Here is a 25,000-nt window from a genome sequence, read left to right on the forward strand (position 1 = left end):
ATATTTTCTCTATCCCTTATTAAAAATATTCCCCAAACCTCTACCAAGCTGCTCGATCGCTTCAAGACCTTTTTTCAATGGCGTTGCGGTAAAATCTTCATACGCATCCATAGAAGTTACTTTATTATCGTCTTGCGGATAAACTAAAATCAAATTATTGTCATTGAACGATTTTTCAAATTTTGACGGCAATCTGTCAAATATAGACTGATATGAAACAGAACCTTTTCGAGACAAGTTAAAAACAATTAAATCTGTTGGTTTTATTTCATCAGAAATAGATTCAAAATCATCCCAATCCATTATGCTTTTAAAACCTAATTTAGCATTCAATTTCAAATTATTGGCAATTTGCAAAATCGTTTGATGCGTTTTATACTCGGCATAAATGACAATCGGAACACTTAATTCTTGAGACAATCGACAAATTTTTTGCAGTAAAAGCTGAAACCCTTTTCCTCTCTCAGAAAAAGGCGGACAAATGAAAACCAATCTTTTTTCTTCTATAAATGTTTTTTGAAAACGGCAGATAAATAAACTTTTATCTACATTATTAATTATTGAATCTACATTTTCTCCAAAGATTTTATCTAAAAAACCAGTTTTTCTCGGCCAGCCTACAATTACAATATCCGACATTATTTCTTTAGAAGTTCGCGCAATTCCGCTCGCAGGATTATGGTCAATTCTGGCGATTGTATTAATCTTAACTTCTGAAGCAGAACCTTGAATTACGAATTTGTCAACCGCTTTTCGGTATTTCAAAATATTTTTCTCCGCCTGATCGTTATTCGGAACAATTGTTAAAAGTGTTACGGGATTCGATGATTTTTTGTCTTTAATTAAAAGTGCAAAATCTAAAAGACTTGACGTTGCAGATGTTTTTGCCAGCGGAATCAAAATATGTTCGTCTAAAATCTGGTCTTTATGAGCATCTTCATTTAAAATTTCTTCCTCGCAGATTGCAATTTTTTTCGCCGCCTTTTCAGTCGCAAAAGAGGCTACAATACAAGTAATTAAAATTAGAATAATAGTTCCGTTTAAGATATTTTCGTCTAAAATCTTCGCTTTAAATCCAACTAAAATAACGGCTAAAGTTGCGGCGGCGTGCGCACTGCTCAATCCAAAAATAAGCTGTCTCTCTGTTTTTGTATATTTAAAAACAATTTGGGTAAAAAAGGCCGCAATCCATTTTCCGAAAATAGCTACAACACTCAATGTTCCGGCCACAATAAGTGCTGTTGGTCCGCTTAAAATTACGCTGATATCAACGAGCATTCCAACAGAAATCAAGAAAAACGGAATAAACAATGAATTCCCGATAAACTCAATTCTGTTCATCAAAGCAGACGATTGCGGAATTAAAGGATTTAGCGCTAAACCGGCAACGAACGCACCAATAATAGGTTCAACTCCTGCCACTTCGGCCAAAAATGCCGCGAAAAAAACTACTGAAAGTACAAAAATATAATGCGCATGTTTTTCACTTTCCAATTTCTTAAAAAACCATTTGGCAATTCTCGGAATAACCAAAAACATGATGGCTGAAAAAATAGCCAATGAAACACCTAATTTGATCCAAAAAGCCTGATTTAGATTCCCTTGACTGCTTCCCATAATCACCGCTAAAATAATCAGAACCGCGGTATCAGTTAAAATAGTTCCGCCAACGGTAATGGCAACTGCCTGATTTTTTGCAATTCCGAGTTTGCTTACTATCGGATACGCTACTAAAGTGTGCGTAGCAAACATGCTTGCGGTTAAAAAACTCGCATTAAAATCATAATTTAATAAATAAAAACAAACGGGAAAACCAATCGAAAGCGGAAAGATAAAGGTAAAAAATCCGAATAATAAACTCTTATTTCGATTTGCCTTAAACTCATTCATATCGAGTTCAAGACCTGCAATAAACATAATATAAAGTAATCCAATGGTCGAAAACAAATCTACTGCAGAGCTTTTGGCCAACATATTTAATCCGTGAGGACCAATGACTACACCTGAAATAATAAGGCCGATAATTCCGGGAATATTAATTTTTTTAAGTAAAATTGGGCATAATAAAATTATAAGAAGTATCAGGGAAAAAATAGGTACTGGTTTTACAAGTGGAAATTCTAACTCGTCAATTAAATGCTGGAAAAATTCTATCATAATGTAATTTTAATCTTCATTGTGCTATTTTAACTGTATTGTAAAGACATTTAAACAATTAAAATAAAGACGTGAAGTTATCGTTTTTCGATTTTTTTTGAATTAAAAAACCGAGTGTTTTTTGTGTGATTGCTTCTATACAAAAATACCTAAAAAAACCACGAACTCTTTACGAAAGCCCTATATTAAGCAATTAAATTTATTTCGTTATCGAATTATTAAAATTTAATATTTTTTTTAACAAAACCGCAACATTAACAATCCAAAATAAAACTTCATTGCATTATTCAATTATCTTTGTCTTAATAAAAATTATATAATGGAAGAATGTATTTCTGTTTTTGATATGCTTAAAATTGGCGTTGGTCCCTCTAGTTCGCACACTTTAGGACCTTGGAGAGCCGCAGAACGTTTTTTAGAAGAGTTAAAAAGCGAATCTATTTTAAATCAAATTAAGCGTGTAAAAGTCGATTTGTACGGATCGCTTTCCTTGACAGGAAAAGGTCATGCAACAGATTTATCGGTTATGCTCGGCTTAAGCGGTCAAGATCCAGAATATATTCCTGTCGAAAATATTGCCGGAATCATTAAAACCATCGAAGATAAAAATGAAATTGTATTGGCAAATCAATATACTATTCCGTTTTATTTTCTTCAAGATATTGTTTTCAACAAAGAATTTCTTCCCTTTCATGCCAACGGATTAAAATTCACTGCTTATAAGGCAGATGATTCTGAATATGAATCTACTTTTTATTCTATTGGAGGCGGTTTTGTTGTAAAAGAAGAGCGTACAAATGCTAGAATAAAAGAAGTCATTAAATGTGCCTTCCCCTTCCCGATTCAAAATGCTGTTGCGCTTTTAAATTATACTGTTTCTGAGAACAAATCTGTTTCAGAAATTGTTTATGAAAATGAAAAATCGATGCGCACGGAAGAAGAAATTCATACGGAATTAATGCGCATCTGGAATACGATGTTAGAATGTATGTACATTGGATGTCATACCGGAGGCATTCTTCCTGGCGGTTTACACGTTCGCAGAAGGGCTTTTGATATGCATCAAGGTTTAATTGGATTATCTAATTATCATGATCCGCAGTCTTGGCTCGAAGAAATTAGAAAAACAGAAGTAAAATTTCGCCAGATTTTAAAGTGGGTAAGCTGTTTTGCACTTGCCGTGAATGAAGTAAATGCCTCTTTAGGACGCGTTGTTACTGCACCAACAAACGGAAGTGCGGGCGTTATTCCTGCCGTTTTAATGTATTATTTAGTGATTGAAAACCACAACGCAGGCGAAAAAGAAATTAAACAATTTTTGATGGTGGCTGGAGAAATTGGAAGTATCTTTAAAAAAGGATCTACTATTTCTGCTGCGATGGGCGGTTGTCAGGCCGAAATTGGCGTCTCGTCATCAATGGCAGCTGCTGCACTTTGCGAACTAATGGGCGGTTCTCCTGCTCAGGTTTTAATGGCTGCTGAAATTGCAATGGAACATCATCTTGGTTTAACCTGCGACCCAATTGGCGGTTTAGTTCAAATTCCGTGTATCGAAAGAAATACAATGGGTGCGATTAAAGCGATAAATGCTGCCGAATTAGCACTGGAAACCGACTCAAAAAATGCAAAAGTACCTTTAGATAAAGTAATCAATACGATGTGGGAAACGGCAAAAGATATGAACTCTAAATACAAAGAAACTTCAGAAGGCGGTTTGGCAATTGCCGTAAACATGGCCGATTGCTAAGATTTATAAAGTTAGCCACAGATTAAAGGATTAGCACAGATGAAAAAAACTTTAAAATCCTTTAATCTGCAGCAAAAAACGTCTCAAACATACTTCATGAAAAAATTCTACTTTGTAATTGCCTTATTTGGCTCAGTTTTACTGCATTCACAAGAACGTTATTTCCTTAATTCAGATACCCGACTTTATACCTCTGCTAGCTCCTCAGCTGAATTTTTAGGTTATTTTAAATATGGTGCCGAAATTCGTTTGTTATCAGAAAATAAGAATGGCTGGTATAAAATTCAAGCCGATAATTTTAACGAAGGATATGTTCAGGAGAAATTTGTCTCCACAAGATTAAATGCTAAAGACATTAAAATCAAAGATCCTGAAAATCCTATTTTAGAAGGCGGAGATGCATATTATGGCGGAAATCATCTTTTTGTTTTGGCTGCAGGTTTAAAAGCAAGAGCTTTGCCGGATAAAAACTCAAAAATAAAAGAAGTTCTATTTACTGGAGATCCGGTTGCAGTTAGCTATCTACCTTTAAATCAAGATGACTGGGTAAACATAAATGGAAATTTTGATCAAGAATACGCAAAATATACTTTGCGAAAATTTATAGGGCAGAGACCAAATTTTGACACCTTGATAAAAGATTTCGATAAACTTGATGGCAATGCTGTTTCAGAAAGAAAAACAGTCAGCGAAAGACTTGTTGAATTAGCATGGAATAGTGATTATTCAAAACTGGCACCTGCCTATCAAAGATATTCTGAAGTTGTCAAGCAATTAAATGATCCAAAACTTATTGCTGAAACAGACTTAAATACAGCTATAGCCAAAGGATTAGCAAAACATAAACTTCCTGAAGAAATTGCAGCATTCTTTCAAAAAGCAGAATTTATTTTAAAAACCACTAAAACAAAATCGCTTTTTTTATCTCAGAAAGATTTAGTAAAAACATTGGGACAGCCTGATAAAAAAGCTAGTGTTCCTGATGAATGCGGCCTATATTTAAGCGAGCTGTTTTATTATTTTCCTGATCTAGAAGCTTCTGTCGATGAAAAGAAAAATCAAGCAGAAATCGTTAAGGTTTTTATCAATGAAAACAACAAATTTGCCATAAACGCAAATTCTACTTTAGACAATTCAATGTCCGAAAAAGCTTTCATTGAAAAATACGGAACTTATATTGAAGCTTCAATAAAGTCTCCTCATAATTATTCTATTGTTATGGAAGAGAGTCAATTTAGGATTGAATTTAAAGACGGAAAGCTTTTCAGCATCGAAATATTCTTCTATTGCTGATTCTCAAGTTACAATTATTCAATACTTTTACATTATCAAAAAAAAATAAACAAAAAACAAAATGTCAGTAGCTAAAAAAGATTATAAAAGAATAACTACAAAATCGTTAATCGAAATGAAAAGCAACGGAGAAAAAATCTCTATGCTTACCGCTTATGATTATACGATGGCAAAAATTGTTGACACTGCAGGAATCGATGTGATTTTAGTAGGAGATTCGGCATCAAATGTTATGGCGGGTCACGAAACAACTTTGCCGATCACTTTAGATCAAATGATTTACCATGCTTCATCTGTAGTTCGCGCTATCGAAAGAGCTTTGGTTGTAGTTGATTTGCCTTTCGGAAGTTACCAATCTGATCCAAAAGAAGCATTGCGTTCTGCTATCAGAATCATGAAAGAAAGTGGCGGTCACGCCGTGAAATTAGAAGGTGGAAAAGAAATAAAAGAATCAATCAAAAAAATATTAAACGCTGGAATTCCAGTTATGGGTCACTTGGGTTTAACTCCACAATCTATATATAAATTTGGAACTTACAGCGTTCGTGCTAAAGAAGATCAAGAAGCAGAAAAATTAATCGAAGACGCAAAATTACTAGAGAAAATTGGCTGTTTTGGTATTGTTTTAGAAAAAATTCCAGCTGAGTTAGCCGAAAAAGTTGCTAAAAGCATTTCTATTCCAGTTATCGGAATTGGTGCCGGTGGCGGTGTTGACGGTCAAGTTTTAGTTATTCATGATATGCTTGGAATGAACAATGAATTTAGTCCGCGTTTTTTACGTCGCTACTTGAATCTTTATCAGGAAATGACTTCTGCAATTGGTCAATATGTCGCTGATGTTAAGTCGAGTGATTTTCCTAATTCTGGAGAACAGTATTAAAATTAGACTTCTTAGATTTTTAGACTGACTTAGACTTCTAGATTTTTATAAATGATTTTAGGAATCTAATTCATTCTAAAGAGCTAAAAAAATTTAAAAATCTAAGAAAAATGCATCAGTTTAAAGAGCTTTTAATTTGGAAAAAAAGCAGAATGTTTTGTTCTAAAATTTATTCGATAACATCAACATTTCCTAGTGAAGAAAAATTTGGAATCACAAACCAATTAAGAAGAGCATCTGTTTCTATTCCTTCAAATATTGCAGAAGGTTCTTCACGAAATTCAAATAAAGACTTTGCAAGATTTTTAGAAATTGCTATTGGATCTGCATACGAAGTTGAAACACAACTCTTAATTTCATCTGATTTAGGTTTTATAAATGACGAAATTACAAGCGAATTAATTCATATGTTAGAAGAAATTACTAAAATGACATCCAGATTTAGAGCAACTTTATTGTAAACAAAAAAAAAGTCTAAATCTAAGAAGTCTAAGTCAGTCTAAAATCTAAGCAAGTCCTAAAATGAAAATCATATCTAATAAAAACAACCTACAAATCCTCCACGAAGACAATCACATTATTGTGATAAACAAGCGTGTAGGCGATATTGTACAAGGCGATAAAACGGGCGATAAACCATTATCTGATGTTGTAAAAGAATATATAAAAGATAAATACAATAAACCTGGTGATGTTTTTCTTGGTGTGATTCATCGTTTAGATCGACCTACAACCGGAATTGTTGTTTTTGCCAGAACAAGTAAAGCATTAACACGAATGAACGAAATGTTCAGCAATCGTGAAACGCAAAAAACGTATTGGGCAGTTGTTAAGAACAAACCTATGGAAACAAAAGCCAAATTGGTTCATTTTTTAAAAAGAAACGAAAAAAATAATACTTCAAAAGCACATTTAAAAGAAGTTCCAGACAGTAAAATTGCCAGTTTAGATTATACTGTGTTTAAAGAACTTCAGAATTATGTGGCATTAGAAATTAATCTTCATACAGGCCGTCACCATCAGATTCGCGCACAACTGTCTGCAATTGGATCTCCGATAAAAGGCGATTTAAAATACGGTTTTGACCGAAGTAATCCAGACGGTGGAATTCATCTTCATGCCAGAAAATTAATTTTTGTTCATCCGGTTTCTAAAGAAAACATTACAATTACAGCACCAACACCAGACGAAACCATCTGGAATGCTTTGTGATTTTATGATATAATTGTTAATTTTTTAAATTTTATCGATTAACTTGCATAGAGAAAAAAACAAGCTGATCATAAAATGGACTACAAAAACGACATCGGATACAGAAGAGAAACGCTAAAGAAATTATTGCATACTATTCAGCAAAGCGAAGATTTAATTGTAAAAGCGTTGTATGATGATTTTAAAAAACCCGAATTTGAAGCTGTTTTAACAGAAACTAATTATGTCATTTCAGACCTGAAAGACACAATTAAAAACATTCATAAATGGGCGAAAAGAAAACGCGTTTTTCCGTCGTTGCTTAATTTTCCTTCTACTGATTTTATTTACAAAGAACCATACGGAAATGTTTTGGTAATCGCTCCATGGAATTACCCTTTTCAGCTGGCTTTATGTCCGTTAATTGCCGCGGTCGCTGCAGGTAATAGAGTTGTTGTAAAACCGTCAGAACTCACACCTCATACTTCTGCCATTATTGCCAAAATCATTTCAAAATCATTTCACGTCAATCATGTTGAAGTTTTTGAAGGCGGAGTCGAAGTTTCAGATAAATTATTGGCACAGCGCTGGGATTATATTTTCTTTACCGGAAGTGTTTCTGTCGGTAAGATTGTTGCCAAAGCTGCAGCAGAAAATTTAACACCAGTTACATTAGAACTAGGCGGAAAAAACCCTTGCATTATTGATGAAACTGCCAATTTAAAATTAGCCGCCAAACGAATTGTGTGGGGAAAATTCATCAATGCAGGCCAAACTTGTATTGCGCCAGATTATATTCTTGTGCAAAAAAATATGAAGGTAAATTTTGTTTCTTTTTTAATGGAAGAAATTATAAAAGCCTATGGTAAAAAAATGGAAAAATCTCCTGATTTCGCCAGAATCATCAATACCAAAAACTGGGTACGATTAGACAGTATGATCGACCGCGAAAAAGTAATTTTTGGAGGCGAAACCGACTCTAGCAAATTATACATTTCGCCCACCTTAATCGAAGAACCAGCACTTGACAGTCCGGTTATGAAAGAAGAAATTTTTGGTCCACTATTGCCTATTCTGATTTACGAAACCGAAGCCGATATTCAGAACGTTGTAAGCCGTTATGAAAAACCTTTGTCTTTTTATGTTTTTAGCGAAAATAAATCATTTGCGAAAAAATTAATTACTGCCTATTCTTTTGGTGGCGGATGCATCAACGATACTGTAGTTCATTTCTCCAATAAAAAACTGCCTTTTGGAGGCGTTGGCCATAGCGGAATTGGTGCTTATCATGGTCAATTAAGCTTCGATATTTTTTCTCATCATAAAGCTGTAGTCAAAAAAGGAAACTGGCTTGACCTTCCAATGCGATATGCTCCTTACAAAGATAAATTAACATCCCTTAAACGCCTGCTAGACTGGTTGTAAGAAAATAAAAACGAACTCTCGTATATTTTGTAGATTTTCATACATAATTGATTAAAAATACTATATTTACGTTTCAATATTTAACTTAAACGCTAAAAGTATAAACAATTCTACAAAAAAATGAAATCTACTCTTGACCAAATCGAAGACATTAAAAATCACGGATATACAATTGATTTTTCAGCTGTCTTTAATCACGCTATCGAAAATTTTAAAAAAATATCGCTGTATTCAGCATTAATAATTGTAGTTTTTTCATTTGTATTTGGATTAGCTATTTTGGGTATTATCGCTGGTGTTTATGGCGCAGAAAGCCTTACCCGAGAGTTTTTTGAAAATCTTGAAACTCAAAAATTATCTTATTCAGAAATATTAATATCAACAATTGGTGTTTCTTTTATAACTGCTTTGCTGGCACCTTTTAGTGCCGGATTTCTTAAAATGGCAGATTCTGCAGATAAAGATGAAGAATTTAATGTTTCAACTATTTTTACTTATTACAAAGCACCTTATTTTGGTCAGCTATTTTTAGCAACTTTAGTTATCGCTCTTATTGGTACAGCAATTTCAAATGTTATTGAGAGTGCGGGACTAAGATTTGTAGGCGGTATGCTTTCTGGAATCATTTCTTTCTTTACGTTCCTGACTATCCCATTAATCATTTTTGGAAAATTAAAAGCTTTAGAAGCTATTAAATCAAGTATTATTGTTGTGAGCAAAAATCCATTATTAATGTTTGCCTTATTTATTATTGGTTTTTTAGGATCGATGGTAGGTTTTGTTGCATGTTGTGTGGGAGTTGTGTTTACACTTGTTTTTAATACGTCAATGACATATGCTACTTACTATGCTATTTTTAATGAAGAAGAACAAGAAGATTCAATTGACTCAATTGGGCAATCGGATTTTGAATAAAATAAAAATTTCTAAAGTAAAAAAGAGCCTAACCTACTCTGTTTAGAAATTCAAAAAATGCTACTTATTAAACCAAACACCCAAACTCTATGGTAGAAAACTATAGTTTGTATGATTTATTGATTTCAGGTATTGCTGCTATCGGCAATACCGTGAAATCAATTATAACAAACTGGTACGTTTTCAATTCTGACATCATTTTCTATAACAATCCAAAACTTATTGTCTTAGGATTATCTCTCTGCGGATTTCTTAGCATATTGATTTATCAATTCTTTAGAATCAAAGCTAAGATTGGCAATTTCATCGAGAAAAAAAGAGATACTGAAACTGCAAATAAAGAGTATCTTCTTTATGTTTTATTTTTTGGCATTGCGATTATTTTAATCGAAATCATCAATGAAATTTTCAAAATTAGACCAACAAGTCTTTTAGTTCTAAATATTTCTATTGGTTTTTCAGTTTTATTTATTTACCTCATTACAGATAAGGTCAAATTTTTACGAGATAGAATTCAGGAAAATTTCATCATTGCCTTCTTTGTCTATATGGTCTATATTGGCCGTAATATTATTTTTCTTCCAAATGATGTTGTCCCAATTATCACTTTTTTAATTGCATTTTTCTTCTCATACAATGTTATTAAGCCTATAAAAATATATTGGACATTTGTTGCAGTTACTTTTATCTACTTGACTGCAACAGTTGTTTTCAAATTAATTCCCTTAAAAACATCTGTTCTCTTAATCAATTTCAGTATTCTGATTTTTATCATTAATCAGGTAAAATATGCTGTTTTACTTAATAACCGCGACAATTTCAGGTTTACAAACGAGATTGTTCATAAAGGAAATTCGCTTACGATTGCTACAAATGAAAACGGAAAAATTTTGTTTTGCAGCGAGACTATAACTTCAATTTTAGGATATCAGCCAGAAGAAGTTCTCGATATGGAATTTTGGCGTCTTACCGAAGATTCTGAATTCAACCAGGATAATTACTTTAACAACTATATCGACAACAAATTATATATTCGGAAACTAAAAAATAAAAGTGGCGAATATAAATACATTCAATGGAAAGATAAAAAATTCTCAGAGCATTTAATTATCAGCATTGGTCAGGATGTTACCGAGCAGATTATTGTTCAGGATCAGTATAAAAATCTGATTCAGACTGCAACTGATATTATTTTTGAAATCAGTGTTGACGGGTATTTTACTTTTATAAATGAATTTGGCTACTCGATTTTAGGTTATACTGAAAATGAGGTTCTTTGGCAGCATTATTCTAATTTCATTCACGACGACTATATTCGGAATGCAGTAGATTTTTATGAGAATCTGGAGCAAAATGAAATTAATTACCCAACAATTGAAATTCCGATTTTAAAGAAAAATGGAGAAGAAATATGGATTTCTCAAAAAGTGATCATCCGTAAAAATGATTCGGGCCAAACCATTGGTTTTGCTGGAATTGCAAGAGATATAACAGAAATCAAAAACATAGAAAACGAGAAAAAAAGACGTTTAGAAAAAATTGAAGCATACAACAATTCAACTAAAAAACTATCGACTACTGATTTCCGTGATTATGATAATCTTCAGACTGTAATTGATTACATTATCAGAGAAGCAGCTACAGTTTCACAAGCAAACAGAGTCAGTTTCTGGAAATTTTCAAATGATGTTATTGCCTGCAAAAATTTATTTAGCCGAGACAATCAAACGTTGAGCGATAAAAATATTCTGGACAAAGAATCCTATCCTATTTATTTTGAAACTTTAAAAAGCAAAGCCATTATTAATGCTCCAGATGTTTTTGACAAATTAGAAACTTCTGAATTTCAAGAAATTTATTTTACTACAAATAAAATAAAATCGATGCTGGATGTTCCTATTTTTTTAAACGGACAGTTAGCAGGAGTTGCCTGTTTTGAAAGTACAGGTGAAAAACGGGAATGGGACAATGAAGACATCAACTATGCCAAAACGATTTCGGATGTAATTTCGTTGGCTATTTCTTCTCAAATGCGATTAAAAGCAGAGAAAAAACTAGAACTGAAAAGTGAATTGCTTTCGGCATTGGCACTTTGTACTGAGAAGTTTTTGCTTAGTAAAAGTCCGCAAAAGATGTTTGAAGAAACTTATGCTATTATTGGAAAAGCTTCAAAAGTAGATCATATATTTTATTATGAAAAGGATTTTGAAACCAATACCATAAGCCAGCAATATAAATGGTCAAGAGAAGGAATACCTCATCAAATAACAGAATTACAAGATTTTACAGAAGAAAATTTAAAAGAAATAATCTACCATTCTGAAACAAAAAAAGTTTTGAGTACACTGACTCAAAATCTTGAAGACACTTTTTTTAAAAGATTATTAATTGCCAATGAAATTAAATCGATATTGATACTTCCTTTGTTTTCGAATAATATATTCTCTGGTTTTATTGGATTTGATGATTGTACCAAAGAAAGAAAATGGAGCGATGATGAGATTTATATTTTTCAAACTTTAGCCAATAATATTTCATCGGCTTTAGACCGAAATCGAAATCAGGCAAAAATCAAAGAAAGTGAAGATGCTATTAAAGCCAAAGAACTGGCAGAGGCTGCAAATAAATCGAAGTCTGATTTCTTGGCCAATATGTCGCACGAAATCCGAACTCCATTAAACGGTATTATCGGATTTACACATTTACTGATGAAAACAAATCTTGAAGAAATTCAGGAAAAGTACATGACAACAATTAATCAATCTGCACATTCATTGCTTGAAATCATCAATGATATACTTGATTTTTCTAAAATTGAAGCTGGAAAACTGGAACTTTTTATAGATTTATACGATCTTCAAAAAATACTCGGACAAATATTTGATTTGATTGTTTATGAATCCAATCAAAAAAACCTTCAGTTGGAGCTCAACGTAGATCCTAATGTCCCAAAATACATATGGACAGATATTGTACGTTTAAAACAAATCTTGATTAATCTTCTCTCAAATGCTATTAAATTTACCAATGAAGGTTCGATAAAATTAAATGTTACCGTTTTGGACAAAAAATTTGATGATAATTATATCATCCGTTTTTCAGTTACCGATACTGGAATTGGAATTTTAGAGAAAAATCAAAACAAAATATTCAAGGCATTTTCGCAAGAAGACAGTTCAACAACTCGAAAATTTGGCGGAACAGGATTAGGCCTAACTATTTCGAATCAATTGCTGGCCTTGATGGAAAGCCGTTTACAGCTTAAGAGCAAAATTGATCAAGGAAGCACTTTTTATTTTGATTTAAATCTTAAAATCAGTCACGAATCTATAAATGAGAAATTTAAAGAAATCTCAAATAGGCACAATCCAGAATATGCTTTAAGTTATAATTCTAACCAGAAAAAAGTAATTATTTTAATTGTTGAAGACAATAAAGTAAATATGCTTCTCTTAAAAACTATTGTAAAAAACTTAAATATAAACTCTATTATTTTTGAATGCGAAAACGGATATGAAGCGGTTAAGCAAATAGAAAATATAAATCCAGATCTTGTCTTTATGGACATACAAATGCCAATTATGAACGGTTATGAAGCTACAAAAGCCATAAGGGTTACTAAAATTGGAAAAATCATTCCGATAATTGCCGTGACCGCAGGGGCAGAAAAGGAAGAAAGAAACAAATGTTTATCTGCTGGAATGAACGACTATATTTCAAAACCAATTATTCGCGGCACAGTAGAAGAGGCATTGCGAAAATGGTTGAAATAATGTAAAAAAGTTATCGCTTTCATTAATATATATTCCTAAAAAATATATAAATTCGTATTAAATAAAATACAATAAGTTTAAATACAATATACTATGAAATGGATTGGCAGAAGACAAAGTGATAACGTAGAAGACCGTAGATCGATTTCTGGCGGAAAAGTTGCCGTTGGCGGAGGTGTTATAGGTATAATCATTTTGTTGCTAAATGTTTTTGGCGGTGAAAACGGACAAACTGTAGGGAATATTTTAGAACAAATGCAGGGAGGACAAACACAAACCGAGGCTGCAACTCCATTAAGTAAAGAAGATGAAGAAATGGGGAATTTTGTTAGAGTTATTCTAGCAGATAATGAAGACATCTGGACTAAAATTTTTGAAGAGCATGGCCAGACTTATAAAAAACCAACATTAGTACTTTTTAGAGGTGCTGTAAATACAGCTTGTGGCGGCGCATCTTCAGCATCTGGTCCTTTTTATTGTCCAGGCGATCAAAAAGTATATATGGATTTAGGCTTCTTTGAAGAACTAAAAACTAAATTTGGCGCCAAAGGTGGTGACTTTGCCATTGCATACGTTATATCACATGAAATTGGCCATCATGTACAAACCTTACTGGGAACGTCAGCAAAAATGCGTCAGGAACAAGAAGGCAAAAGCGAAGCCGAAGCCAATAAACTTTCGGTAGCGCTTGAACTTCAAGCTGATTTTTATGCCGGAGTATGGGCACATTATAATCAAGAAAATTTAGATGCAGGAGATATTGATGAAGCTTTAAGTGCAGCAAATGCAGTTGGAGATGATGCCATTCAGAGTAAAATGAGCGGTCAAGTTGTGCCTGATTCTTTTACCCACGGTACATCAGAACAAAGAATGTACTGGTTTAAAAAAGGTTTTAAAACCGGCGACATCAAACAGGGAACTACGTTTGAGGAAATTCAATAAAATACATTAAACCAAATATAATAACCGCTAAAGCATGATCTAAACGTCATGCTTTTTTTTTGAAAAATTCTAAAAAAAAATTCCAAATTCCAAGACTTACTGAATTGGAATTTGGAATTTTTTTAATTTTTAGATTTTGTTTCTGCGAAGAAACAAAAAAAGCCTTGAATTTCTTCAAGGCTTTAAATTTCTGGGTGGCTGACCGGGTTCGAACCGGCGACCCGCGGCACCACAAACCGCTACTCTAACCAGCTGAGCTACAACCACCATTTTGCTTAGCGGTTGCAAATATATAACAAAGGTTTACTTCTACAAAGAAAAAATTGAAAAAATTACATCAAATTTTCTAAGCTATTGACTGCCAAACATCTTTCGACAGTAAAACCTTCCGCAAAATCTTTACCAACTAGTCTTCCTAAGTCCTGTGCTCGATAATTTAAGCTTTCAAAGAAATTTTTGCTTGTTATTGGTGTTGCAGGTTCTTTTGAATTCGGATCATAAAACTGTGTTTTATAAGCTGAAATTGCTTCTACTTTTTTCTTTTCAAAACCTGTAATGTCAACTACAAAATCTGGCGTAATATTTTTCCATTGAATATAATGATACACTACTTTTGGTCTCCACGCTTCTTGATTTTCTCCGTCAATAGAAGTTTCAATTTTCATCAATCCAGATAAAAAACAGGCATCAGAAACCAGTTTGCTTCCTTTTCCGTGGTCGATATGACGGTCATCAATTGCATTGCATAATACAATTTCAGGTTTGTATTTGCGAATCATCTTAATAACTTCTAACTGATGCTTTTCGTCATTAACAAAAAAACCATCGCGCAAACCTAAATTTTCACGTACCAAAACACCTAATATTTCTGCGGCATCTTTTGCTTCTTGATCTCTTGTTTCAGCAGTACCGCGCGTTCCTAATTCGCCACGGGTTAAATCTACAATACCTACTTTTTTACCAAGAGATACTTCTTTTAAAATGGTTCCTGCACAACCTAATTCTACATCGTCAGGATGTGCGCCAAAGGCTAGTATGTCTAATTTCATTTTGTTCTTTTGTTTTTTGTTTCAGGTTTCAGGTTTCAAGTTGTGCACTGAGACTGCAAACTGTATACTATTTATATCTTTTGTTTCAAGTTTCAGGTTTCACTTTTCAGGTTTCACGTTCTTTGCGCGACTTGAAACTTGAAACCTGAAACGTGAAACTTTAAACTATTTTTTTAAAACTCTTTTCATCGTCATCGATTTATTGACGCTTTCCTCCCACTCTTTTTCAGGAACACTTTCTTTGGTAATACCGCATCCCATGTATAAAATGGCAGTTTTATCTTTAATCTGCATGCTTCGTAAATTTACGAATAAATCAGAACTGTTGGCGCTATGCGCAAAACTGCTGTTTAATTCGCCCAAAAAACCTGTATAAAAAGTTCTGTCGTAATTTTCGTTTTCTATAATAAATGCTTTTGCCTTTTTCTTTGGCAAACCGCAGACGGCTGGCGTCGGATGAAGTGTATCAATAACTTCCTGCAAAGTTGAATTCTCATTCAAAATTCCAGAAATATCTGTTTTAATATGCCAGATTGATCCCGCTTTTATGCTGTAAGGCTGTGTTATAACTACAGAAGAAGCAACTTCGCGTAATCGCTTTACAATAAAATCAGTTACATACTGCTGTTCGTCTTTTTCTTTTTGTTGCCAAGAAATTTCAGTTTCTAAATTGGCTTTCTGCGTTCCTGCCAACGCTGTAGTTTCAAAAACGCTTCCATTAGCTTTTAGTAACTGTTCTGGTGTTGCACCCATCCAAAGCCCAATTTCAGGATGAAAAAAACAATATGAAAAAGTGGTAGGATATAAATGAATCAAACGCTGAAAAGTAACAATAAAATCAAAATCGATTAAATCTACTTTCTCGCTTCGGGACAAAACTACTTTTTTAAATTCGTCGTTTTTAATCGCTTCGATTCCTTTTTCAACCAAATTTTCATATTGCGTTTTCGCATCAGAATCAAATGGCAAATCCTCAATTTCAATCGGATTAAAATCTACATGAGTTTGTTCTGCGCTTATGATTTTAGATTCTTTTTCTGGAATTAAAATCAATTGTTTTTCATCAAAAGATGCAAAAACAAACCCTTTTTCACTGTAATCTGACACTTTATACAACGTGTCATCTTGCTGTAAAAGCGCAAAAATGCTCGACGAATTTGGTTTAGAATAAATTACAAAAGGTAAATTTTGTGCTTGGTGTTTTCTTATAGTAGAAAAAAAGTCATTCATAGGTTCTATTCGGTTTTCTTTTTATCTAAAACCATATTTGTCAATTTGCAAAGCGAGATTAAATTTCCTTCTTCATCGGTAATTTTTATTTCCCATAAATGAATACTTCTTCCTTTATGAATAATGCGCGCTGTGCCAAAAACCCAGCCTTCGCGAATACTTTTTAAATGATTTGCAGCGATTTCAATACCTCGAACTTCTTGTTCTTTTGTATTGATAAAAAAAAATGATGCTGCACTGCCTACGCTTTCTGCCAAAGCAACCGAAGCACCGCCATGCAATAATCCCATTGGCTGATGAACGCTTGGATTTACAGGCATTTTAGCTGTTAAAAAATCTTCACCTGCATCTATATATTCAATTTTAAGCGTTTCCATCAACGTGTTTTTAGAAAACTCATTGCAACGCGCTAAGATTTGCTCTTTTGTATAATTCATTAAATTAAGCTTTAAAATCGTAAAATTAAAGAAAAGATGAGATACAAATTGGAAAATCGAATTCTAAATTAAAAATCAACTTAAAAACATGTAAGTTTTTTGTTATTTTTACAAAAACAATCAATCTCTATCTTTGGTGAAACTAATTTTTTCTAGCCAGAGATTTCACAGATTTTTACAGATTTAAGATTATTCCGTCACGAGAATTTTTTTTTAATTCTTTAATCTGTGGCAAAAAAACTTATTCAAATGCGTCATTATTTTGTACTCTTCATTCTCGGTTTACTTTTAGCTTTCAGTTCTTGCCGAACTGATTTTGATACTGTCGCCAGTTCCGGAGATTTAAAGTTTTCAAAAGATACCGTTTATTTGGATACTGTTTTTAAAAACATCGGTTCAAGTACTTATCAGCTTAAAGTGTACAACAAAAGCAAAAATGACATTTCGATTCCGATTGTACAATTAAAAAAAGGACTGAATTCTAAATACCGAATGACGGTAGACGGAATAAGCGGCAACAATGGAAAAATCTTTAAAGATGTTACGCTTTTGGCAAAAGACAGTTTGTATATTTTTATAGAAACGACCGCCGATATTACAGACGCCAATCCTGCAGATTTTTTATACACAGACGAAATTCAGTTTGACAGCGGAGCTAATTTACAGCAAGTCGCTTTAGTAACTTTAATTCAGGATGCGGTTTTTTTATATCCAAAGCAAAATGCTGACGGAACTAAAGAAAAAATCAAAATTGACGGCAAAGATGTTGACGGATTTTATTTGGATGAAAATGACGCCGTAAACGGAAACGAATTACTTTTTACCAAACAAAAACCTTATGTAATTTACGGATACGCAGGAGTTCCTCAAAATAAAACAGTCTCTTTTGAAGCAGGATCACGAGTATTTTTTCATGCCAATTCAGGACTTTTTGTAGATAATAAAGCCTCACTTCAAATTAATGGAACAGTTTCTACTACTAAAGAATTAGAAAATGAAGTAATTTTTGAAGGTGACAGATTAGAATCTCTTTATGATGCTATTCCTGGGCAGTGGAATTCGGTTATTTTAGCTGACGGAAGTACAAATAACACAATCAATCATTTAACGCTCAAAAATGCTGTAACTGGATTAAATATAAAAAATCAGGATGCAACGACTTTGACAATCAAAAATACGCAGATTTACAATTGTGCAGAATATGGAATCTTAGCTCAAAATGCCCGTATTTCTGGTGAAAATATAGTTATCAATTATTCTGGCTTGGCAAGTTTGTCCTGTGTTTATGGAGGCAATTATAGTTTTACGCATTGTACTTTCAACAACAATTGGCAAAACAGTTCACATTTTGCAGTCAATTTAAGCAATAGTTTGGCCGGCGCAGCACCAGAAACAAATCCGCTTACTCAAGCCACTTTTAATAATTGTATTATTTACGGTTCGAATACCAACGAATTCAATTTAAGCAAAAATGCAAATACCGCATTTGTATATCAATTAAACAATTGTTTGCTGAAATTTAGCGGTTCAACAACAAATGCTGATTATCAATTTAAAACAGATACACAACATTACAATCAGATTATTCTAAACGAAAATCCGAAGTTTTATAATGTTGCTAAAAATCAATTCAATATTGATAAAACTTCTGCCGCTTTCGCGAAAGGGAATCAGGCCTATATAATGCCGCTGGATATTTTAGGCATTACGAGAACTTCTCCTCCGGATTTGGGCGCTTATCAGAGTCAAGATTTTCCGAAATAAAAATTTTGCCACAAAGTCTCTAAGGCGCAAAGTTTCTTACTCACAATCTTGTCATTTCGAGGAACGAGAAATCACACTAGTGATTCCATTCCTAGAATCGCCAATCTTTGTAGAGTTTCGAGTGTGATTTCTCGTTCCTCGAAATGACAAATAGCCCGTAATTATTGTTAAAATAAAACTTTGCTTCTTAGCGCCTTTGTGGCAACAAAAAACATCCGTAAGAAAATATATCTAAAATTAAACATCACTTAACGTATCGTATACATAAAAGTAGTAGATTTGTTACAATACTAATTTTAAACTTCTAAAAATCAGATTATTAAAATTATATTTCTAACCAAATCTTAAACTATTGACTATGAAAAAAAACTACTTTTTACTTTTATTGGTATTTGTTACAGCTGGTTTTGCTCAAATTCCTTCTGGTTATTACACCACTGCAACCGGAACGGGTTACACTTTAAAAACGCAATTGTACAACATTATAAAAGGGCATACTGATAATGGTTATGCCGGCTTGTATACAACCTACCAAACGTCTGATGTTGATAATTTCTATGAAAATGACGGAACAGTTTTAGACATGTATTCTGAAAATCCGTCAGGAACAGATCCTTACAATTACAGTACAGGAACTACACAGCGATGCGGAAATTATTCTGTAGAAGGCGATTGCTACAACAGAGAACACATTATTCCGCAATCGGTTTTTAATGAGCAGTCACCAATGGTTGCCGATGCACATTTTATAACACCAACAGACGGAAAAGTAAACGGAATGCGTTCTAATTACCCACATGGAACCGTGAGTACTGCAACGTATACTTCTCAAAACGGAAGCAAATTGGGATCAAGTTCAGTATCCGGATATTCAGGAACTGTTTTTGAACCGGTAAATGCTTTTAAAGGCGACATTGCGAGAATGTATTTCTATTTTGCAACGCGCTACGAAAATACGGTTTCCGGCTATTCATATGCCATGTTTGATGGTTCAAGCAATAAAGTTTTTACAACTGCTTTCTTAAATGTTCTGTTAGCATGGAACGCACAAGATCCTGTTAGCGCTAGAGAAATAGCGAGAAACAATGCTATTTATGCACGTCAAGGCAATAGAAATCCGTATATCGATCATCCAGAATATGTAACTCAAATTTGGGGCGGAACATCTTCTGGAGATACTCAACCGCCGAGTGCTCCTGCGAGTTTGGCTTCAACAACAAAAACAGCAACTTCTATTACACTTTCGTGGAGTGCCTCTACAGATAACGTTGCCGTTACAGGTTATGATGTGTACGCTAACAGTGTATTAAAAACAACCGTTTCTGGTTTAACAGCAACAATTACAGGTTTAACCGCCTCAACAAGTTATTCTATTTATGTAAAAGCAAAAGACGCTGCCGGAAATGCTTCTGCATCAAGCAATATCATTGCCGTTACAACCAACAGCAGTGGCACCGGAACAGCAACCGATTTGCTTTTCTCTGAATATATTGAAGGTTCTGGAAACAACAAAGCATTGGAAATCGCCAACAATACCGGAAGTTCAGTTAGTTTAGCTGCTTATACGATCAAAAAACAAACTAATGGTGCAGGTTCTTGGAGCACAGGTTTGGCTTTAACAGGAACATTAACAACAGGAAGTAAGTTTGTAATTGTAAACAGTTCTATTTCATCAACCTGTTTTTCTACAAGTGCTGCCAACATCTCAACAACGGCAACCGAATTGACTTTTAATGGAAATGACGCTGTAGGTTTATTTAAAAATGGAGTTCTAATTGACATCATCGGAACTTTTAGCGGTGGAACAGCAAATTTTGCTGCTGATGTCACTTTAAGAAGAAAATCAACTGTAACCGCTCCAACCACAACTTTCAATTTGAGTTCACAATGGGATTCGTATACCACAGATACTTGTAATAATCTGGCAAGCAAAATGGCGCAGCCTATTGAAGAAGAGGTGGTAGAACTTTCAGATGAAATTGTACTTTATCCAAATCCTTCTGACGGAAATTTTAATGTCGGTTTAGGTAATTCGGCTTCTCCATATTCAATCGAAATTCTTTCTTTTGCAGGTCAAACTGTTTTCAAAAAACAAAATACTACAGATACAACAGTATCGGTAAGTTATCTTGCAAAAGGAATTTATGTGGTTATAATATCGACTGATTCAAAAACAGTAGCTAAAAAGATAATTATCAATTAAATTACATCTTACTTTATTTAAAAGCGACAAATTTTGTCGCTTTTTTTGTTTTATTTAGTTTTAGAATTTAATTTTTCTCGCAGATTTTGCAGATAAGGCATATACAAAACTAACTAAAGATTTACGCCGATTTAATAATCTAAAATAAATCTGCTTGATCTGCCAAATCTGCGAGAAACAAAAAAACTTTGCGCCTTCTCGCCTTTGTGGCAAAAAGTTCAAAAGAGTTTGTTTTCAAATTTGCGCTTGCTATTTATTTACACTAAATTTGCACCTTCAATACAACAAACTACACATCACAATGATCCATTTCTTTGAAAACCAAAGCAAAACTGTTTTTGCCGTACAAACGCAAAACGAAATTTCGGCTCAAGACATTTCAAAACTAAACTGGCTTTTTGCCAACTCTAATAAGATCGAAAAATCCGCGCTGTCGGATTTTTTTGTTGGTCCTCGCGCCACTATGATCACACCTTGGAGTACAAATGCTGTAGAAATTACTCAAAATATGGGTATTCCGGGCATTATCAGAATTGAAGAATTTCATCCGGCAACGGAAGATTTTACTGATTTTGATCCGATGCTTTTTCAAAAATTCAATCAATTAGATCAGGAGATTTTTACAATTAATGTTCAGCCAGAACCTATTTTGGAAATCGATGATATTGCAACATATAATAAAGTAGAAGGTTTGGCTTTAAGCCAGGAAGAAGTTGATTACTTAGACAATCTTGCTGTAAAACTAGGAAGAAAACTAACTGATTCTGAAATTTTTGCTTTCTCTCAAGCTAATTCAGAACATTGTCGCCACAAAATTTTCAACGGAACTTTTGTTATTGACGGTGAAGAAAAAGAGACTTCTCTTTTCAAATTAATCAAAAAAACATCCCAAGAAAATCCTAACGATATCGTGTCTGCTTACAAAGACAACGTTGCTTTTGTAAAAGGACCAAAAGTGCAGCAGTTTGCACCAAAATCGGCAGATAAACCTGATTATTATGAGATAAAAGAATTTGATTCGGTTTTATCTTTAAAAGCAGAAACACATAATTTTCCAACAACAGTTGAGCCTTTCAACGGAGCTGCAACAGGATCAGGAGGAGAAATTCGTGACCGTTTAGCAGGTGGCCAAGGTTCTTTGCCATTGGCAGGAACTGCAGTTTACATGACTTCATATTCTCGTTTGAAAGACGACAGAAAATGGGAAAACGCTGTTGAAGAAAGAAAATGGCTGTACCAAACGCCAATGGACATTTTAATCAAAGCTTCAAACGGAGCTTCTGATTTCGGGAATAAATTCGGACAGCCGCTTATTACAGGTTCAGTTTTAACCTTCGAACATTCAGAAAACGACCGTAAAATTGGTTATGATAAAGTAATCATGCAAGCGGGTGGAATTGGTTACGGAAAATTAGATCAGGCAATTAAAAAGAAACCGCAAGAAGGCGATAAAATCGTAATTCTTGGTGGAGAAAATTATAGAATCGGAATGGGCGGAGCTGCAGTTTCTTCTGCAGATACAGGAGCTTTCGGTTCAGGAATCGAATTGAATGCCATTCAGCGTTCAAATCCTGAAATGCAAAAACGTGCTGCTAATGCCATTCGTGGTTTGGTAGAAAGCGACAATAATCCAATTGTTTCGATTCACGATCACGGTGCAGGTGGACACTTAAATTGTCTTTCAGAGCTAGTTGAAGAAACTGGAGGTTTGATCGATTTAGATAAATTACCAGTTGGAGATCCAACACTTTCTGCAAAAGAAATTATTGGTAACGAATCTCAGGAAAGAATGGGATTGGTTATCGGTCAAAAAGATATTGATACTTTACAAAGAATTGCCGACAGAGAGCGTTCACCAATGTATCAGGTTGGAGATGTAACGGGAGATCACCGTTTTACTTTTCAATCACAATCAAATGGTTCAAAACCGATGGATTATGCTTTAGAAGATTTCTTCGGAAGTTCTCCAAAAACGGTTATGACAGATAAAACTATCGATAGAAAATATGCTGATGTTGCTTACAACGCAGGGGATTTCGAAAGTTATTTAAAAGACGTTTTACGTTTAGAAGCTGTTGCCTCAAAAGACTGGTTGACAAACAAAGTTGACCGTTGTGTAGGCGGAAAAGTGGCAAAACAACAAAATGCAGGTCCGTTACAATTGCCTTTAAATAATGTCGGCGTTATGGCCTTGGATTATTTAGGTAAAGAAGGAATTGCAACTTCTATTGGCCACGCTCCTATTGCAGCTTTGATTGATCCGGTTGCGGGTTCTAGAAATGCAATTGCAGAATCGTTATCAAACATTATCTGGGCACCAATTAAAGATGGTTTAAAAGGAATTTCACTTTCTGCAAACTGGATGTGGGCTTGTAAAAACGAAGGTGAAGACGCTCGTTTATATGCTGCTGTTGAAGGTTGTTCTGAATTTGCAATCGAATTGGGAATCAATATTCCGACAGGAAAAGATTCACTTTCGATGAAACAAAAATATCCAAACGACGAAGTAATCGCGCCGGGAACGGTTATTATTTCTGCTGGAGGAAACTGTACAGACATTAGAAAAGTAGTTGAACCTGTTTTACAAAAAGACGGAGATTCTATTTATTATATCAATTTGTCTCAAGATGATTTCAAATTAGGAGGTTCTTCTTTTGCGCAAATTAGAAATACAATTGGAAACGAAACTTCTACTATTAAAGACGCTTCTTTCTTTAAAAATGCTTTTAATACAATCCAGGAATTAATCGGCGAAAACCAGATTTTAGCAGGTCACGATATCGGAAGCGGTGGTTTGATTACTACACTTTTAGAATTGTGTTTTGCTGATGTGAATTTGGGAGCTAAAATTGATTTCAGTCCCGAAGCTTCGGGATTCGCGGAAAAAGACTTATTAAAAATCCTTTTCGCTGAAAACATCGGAATTGTTTTCCAAGCAAAAGAAGATGCAGCTGTTGAAGCTAAATTAAACGCGAATAATATCGAATTCTTCAAAATTGGTTCAGTTCAAGAAACTGCCACTTTAGAATTTGCAGATTACAAATTGGATATTCCAACTTACAGAGATGTTTGGTTCGAGACTTCTTATTTATTAGATCAAAAACAATCTAAAAACGGAAGAGCTCAAGCACGTTTTGAAAACTATAAAAATCAGGTTTTAAATTATAATTTCCCTGCTCACTTTACAGGAAAAAAACCAGAAATCGACAATTCTAAACCAAGACCAAAAGCAGCAATTATCCGCGAGAAAGGAAGTAATTCTGAGCGTGAAATGGCAAATGCTATGTACTTAGCAGGTTTTGATGTAAAAGACGTTCACATGACCGATTTAATTTCTGGACGTGAAACTTTAGAAGACATTCAGTTTATTGGTGCAGTTGGAGGATTCTCTAATTCAGACGTTTTAGGTTCTGCTAAAGGTTGGGCCGGAGCTTTCTTATACAACGAAAAAGCAAAAACAGCTTTAGATAATTTCTTCAAAAGAGAAGACACTTTATCTGTCGGAATCTGTAACGGATGCCAGTTGTTTATGGAATTAGAAGTAATTAATCCTGAGCATGAAGTTCACGGAAAAATGCTTCATAATGAAAGCCAGAAACACGAAAGTATCTTTACTTCTGTAAAAGTTCAGGAAAACAATTCGGTTATGTTATCGACATTGGCCGGAAGTACTTTAGGAGTTTGGGTTTCTCACGGAGAAGGAAAATTCAATTTGCCTCTTGCGGAAGAAAACTACAACATTGTTTCTAAATATGCTTACGAAGGTTATCCTGCAAATCCTAACGGTTCTGATTACAACACCGCAATGATGTGTGACAAAACTGGAAGACATTTGGTTATGATGCCTCATATTGAGCGTTCAACTTTCCAATGGAACTGGGCGTATTATCCAAAAGACAGAAACGACGAGGTTTCGCCTTGGCATGAAGCGTTTGTTAATGCCAGAAAATGGATTGAGAAAAACTAAATTTTAGTTTCATTATATAAAAAAATG

General features: G+C 34.0%; 16 protein-coding genes and 1 tRNA gene. 12 read left to right on the plus strand and 5 right to left on the minus strand.

Annotation, left to right across the window (positions count from 1 at the left end):
• Positions 1-9: 9 nt before the first annotated feature.
• A complete protein-coding gene (locus IRZ83_RS12755; protein ID WP_029272966.1) occupies positions 10-2,157 on the minus strand; it encodes a cation:proton antiporter in 2,148 nt (715 codons plus the stop codon).
• Positions 2,158-2,476: 319 nt separating this feature from the next.
• Here IRZ83_RS12755 and IRZ83_RS12760 point away from each other — a divergent pair, with 319 nt between their 5' ends.
• From IRZ83_RS12760 to IRZ83_RS12800, 9 genes are all read left to right on the plus strand, one after another.
• Positions 2,477-3,904, plus strand: coding sequence for an L-serine ammonia-lyase (locus IRZ83_RS12760; RefSeq protein WP_194569267.1), 1,428 nt, complete (start codon positions 2,477-2,479; stop codon positions 3,902-3,904).
• Between the two features lie 96 nt (positions 3,905-4,000).
• Complete coding sequence (locus tag IRZ83_RS12765; protein ID WP_194569269.1) at positions 4,001-5,197, plus strand: SH3 domain-containing protein; 1,197 nt, start codon at positions 4,001-4,003, stop codon at positions 5,195-5,197.
• A gap of 61 nt (positions 5,198-5,258) precedes the next feature.
• Positions 5,259-6,077, plus strand: a complete 819-nt coding sequence (panB, locus tag IRZ83_RS12770; RefSeq protein WP_029272963.1) for a 3-methyl-2-oxobutanoate hydroxymethyltransferase — start codon at positions 5,259-5,261, stop codon at positions 6,075-6,077.
• 110 nt (positions 6,078-6,187) lie between these two features.
• The gene (locus tag IRZ83_RS12775; RefSeq protein ID WP_029272962.1) at positions 6,188-6,538 is read left to right on the plus strand and encodes a four helix bundle protein; all 351 of its coding nucleotides are present in this window, start codon (positions 6,188-6,190) and stop codon (positions 6,536-6,538) included.
• 61 nt (positions 6,539-6,599) lie between these two features.
• A complete protein-coding gene (locus tag IRZ83_RS12780; protein ID WP_194569271.1) occupies positions 6,600-7,289 on the plus strand; it encodes an RluA family pseudouridine synthase in 690 nt (229 codons plus the stop codon).
• Between the two features lie 75 nt (positions 7,290-7,364).
• Positions 7,365-8,693: an aldehyde dehydrogenase gene (locus IRZ83_RS12785; protein WP_194569273.1), complete on the plus strand. Its 1,329-nt coding sequence runs from the start codon at positions 7,365-7,367 to the stop codon at positions 8,691-8,693.
• A 120-nt stretch (positions 8,694-8,813) separates the two neighbouring features.
• Positions 8,814-9,608, plus strand: coding sequence for a hypothetical protein (locus IRZ83_RS12790; RefSeq protein ID WP_194569275.1), 795 nt, complete (start codon positions 8,814-8,816; stop codon positions 9,606-9,608).
• Positions 9,609-9,697: 89 nt separating this feature from the next.
• Positions 9,698-13,381, plus strand: coding sequence for a PAS domain S-box protein (locus tag IRZ83_RS12795; protein ID WP_194569277.1), 3,684 nt, complete (start codon positions 9,698-9,700; stop codon positions 13,379-13,381).
• A 93-nt stretch (positions 13,382-13,474) separates the two neighbouring features.
• Entirely contained in the window at positions 13,475-14,323 is an 849-nt protein-coding gene (locus tag IRZ83_RS12800; RefSeq protein WP_194569279.1) for a neutral zinc metallopeptidase, read from the plus strand.
• Positions 14,324-14,516: 193 nt separating this feature from the next.
• Here the strand turns inward: IRZ83_RS12800 and IRZ83_RS12805 are convergent.
• The 4 genes from IRZ83_RS12805 to IRZ83_RS12820 all read right to left on the minus strand — a co-directional run bounded on the left by IRZ83_RS12805 (position 14,517) and on the right by IRZ83_RS12820 (position 17,039).
• Positions 14,517-14,590, minus strand: a tRNA-His gene (locus IRZ83_RS12805).
• 65 nt (positions 14,591-14,655) lie between these two features.
• Entirely contained in the window at positions 14,656-15,372 is a 717-nt protein-coding gene (gene bshB1 / locus IRZ83_RS12810) for a bacillithiol biosynthesis deacetylase BshB1 (protein ID WP_029272956.1), read from the minus strand.
• Positions 15,373-15,537: 165 nt separating this feature from the next.
• A complete protein-coding gene (locus tag IRZ83_RS12815; protein WP_194569281.1) occupies positions 15,538-16,602 on the minus strand; it encodes a chorismate-binding protein in 1,065 nt (354 codons plus the stop codon).
• 5 nt (positions 16,603-16,607) lie between these two features.
• The gene (locus IRZ83_RS12820) at positions 16,608-17,039 is read right to left on the minus strand and encodes a PaaI family thioesterase (RefSeq protein ID WP_029272954.1); all 432 of its coding nucleotides are present in this window, start codon (positions 17,037-17,039) and stop codon (positions 16,608-16,610) included.
• A 249-nt stretch (positions 17,040-17,288) separates the two neighbouring features.
• On the opposite strand from IRZ83_RS12820, the gene IRZ83_RS12825 reads away from it, so the two are divergent.
• The 3 genes from IRZ83_RS12825 (at position 17,289) to purL (ending at position 24,973) form a co-directional block, all read left to right on the plus strand.
• Positions 17,289-18,803 carry a hypothetical protein gene (locus tag IRZ83_RS12825; protein ID WP_194569351.1) on the plus strand — a complete coding sequence of 505 codons (1,515 nt, stop codon included), beginning with the start codon at positions 17,289-17,291 and terminating at the stop codon, positions 18,801-18,803.
• A gap of 358 nt (positions 18,804-19,161) precedes the next feature.
• The gene (locus IRZ83_RS12830; protein WP_194569283.1) at positions 19,162-21,006 is read left to right on the plus strand and encodes an endonuclease; all 1,845 of its coding nucleotides are present in this window, start codon (positions 19,162-19,164) and stop codon (positions 21,004-21,006) included.
• Between the two features lie 301 nt (positions 21,007-21,307).
• Entirely contained in the window at positions 21,308-24,973 is a 3,666-nt protein-coding gene (purL, locus tag IRZ83_RS12835; protein WP_194569285.1) for a phosphoribosylformylglycinamidine synthase, read from the plus strand.
• The last annotated feature ends 27 nt before the right edge of the window (positions 24,974-25,000 follow it).

The sequence above is a fragment of the Flavobacterium sp. JLP genome (genome assembly GCF_015350755.1).
Lineage (GTDB): Bacteria > Bacteroidota > Bacteroidia > Flavobacteriales > Flavobacteriaceae > Flavobacterium.

Coding starts and splice junctions, on each gene's coding strand:
- IRZ83_RS12755 (WP_029272966.1), bottom strand. CDS start 2,157: ATGATAGAATTTTTCCAGCATTTAATTGACGAGTTAGAATTTCCACTT.
- IRZ83_RS12760 (WP_194569267.1), top strand. CDS start 2,477: ATGGAAGAATGTATTTCTGTTTTTGATATGCTTAAAATTGGCGTTGGT.
- IRZ83_RS12765 (WP_194569269.1), top strand. CDS start 4,001: ATGAAAAAATTCTACTTTGTAATTGCCTTATTTGGCTCAGTTTTACTG.
- panB (WP_029272963.1), top strand. CDS start 5,259: ATGTCAGTAGCTAAAAAAGATTATAAAAGAATAACTACAAAATCGTTA.
- IRZ83_RS12775 (WP_029272962.1), top strand. CDS start 6,188: ATGCATCAGTTTAAAGAGCTTTTAATTTGGAAAAAAAGCAGAATGTTT.
- IRZ83_RS12780 (WP_194569271.1), top strand. CDS start 6,600: ATGAAAATCATATCTAATAAAAACAACCTACAAATCCTCCACGAAGAC.
- IRZ83_RS12785 (WP_194569273.1), top strand. CDS start 7,365: ATGGACTACAAAAACGACATCGGATACAGAAGAGAAACGCTAAAGAAA.
- IRZ83_RS12790 (WP_194569275.1), top strand. CDS start 8,814: ATGAAATCTACTCTTGACCAAATCGAAGACATTAAAAATCACGGATAT.
- IRZ83_RS12795 (WP_194569277.1), top strand. CDS start 9,698: ATGGTAGAAAACTATAGTTTGTATGATTTATTGATTTCAGGTATTGCT.
- IRZ83_RS12800 (WP_194569279.1), top strand. CDS start 13,475: ATGAAATGGATTGGCAGAAGACAAAGTGATAACGTAGAAGACCGTAGA.
- bshB1 (WP_029272956.1), bottom strand. CDS start 15,372: ATGAAATTAGACATACTAGCCTTTGGCGCACATCCTGACGATGTAGAA.
- IRZ83_RS12815 (WP_194569281.1), bottom strand. CDS start 16,602: ATGAATGACTTTTTTTCTACTATAAGAAAACACCAAGCACAAAATTTA.
- IRZ83_RS12820 (WP_029272954.1), bottom strand. CDS start 17,039: ATGAATTATACAAAAGAGCAAATCTTAGCGCGTTGCAATGAGTTTTCT.
- IRZ83_RS12825 (WP_194569351.1), top strand. CDS start 17,289: ATGCGTCATTATTTTGTACTCTTCATTCTCGGTTTACTTTTAGCTTTC.
- IRZ83_RS12830 (WP_194569283.1), top strand. CDS start 19,162: ATGAAAAAAAACTACTTTTTACTTTTATTGGTATTTGTTACAGCTGGT.
- purL (WP_194569285.1), top strand. CDS start 21,308: ATGATCCATTTCTTTGAAAACCAAAGCAAAACTGTTTTTGCCGTACAA.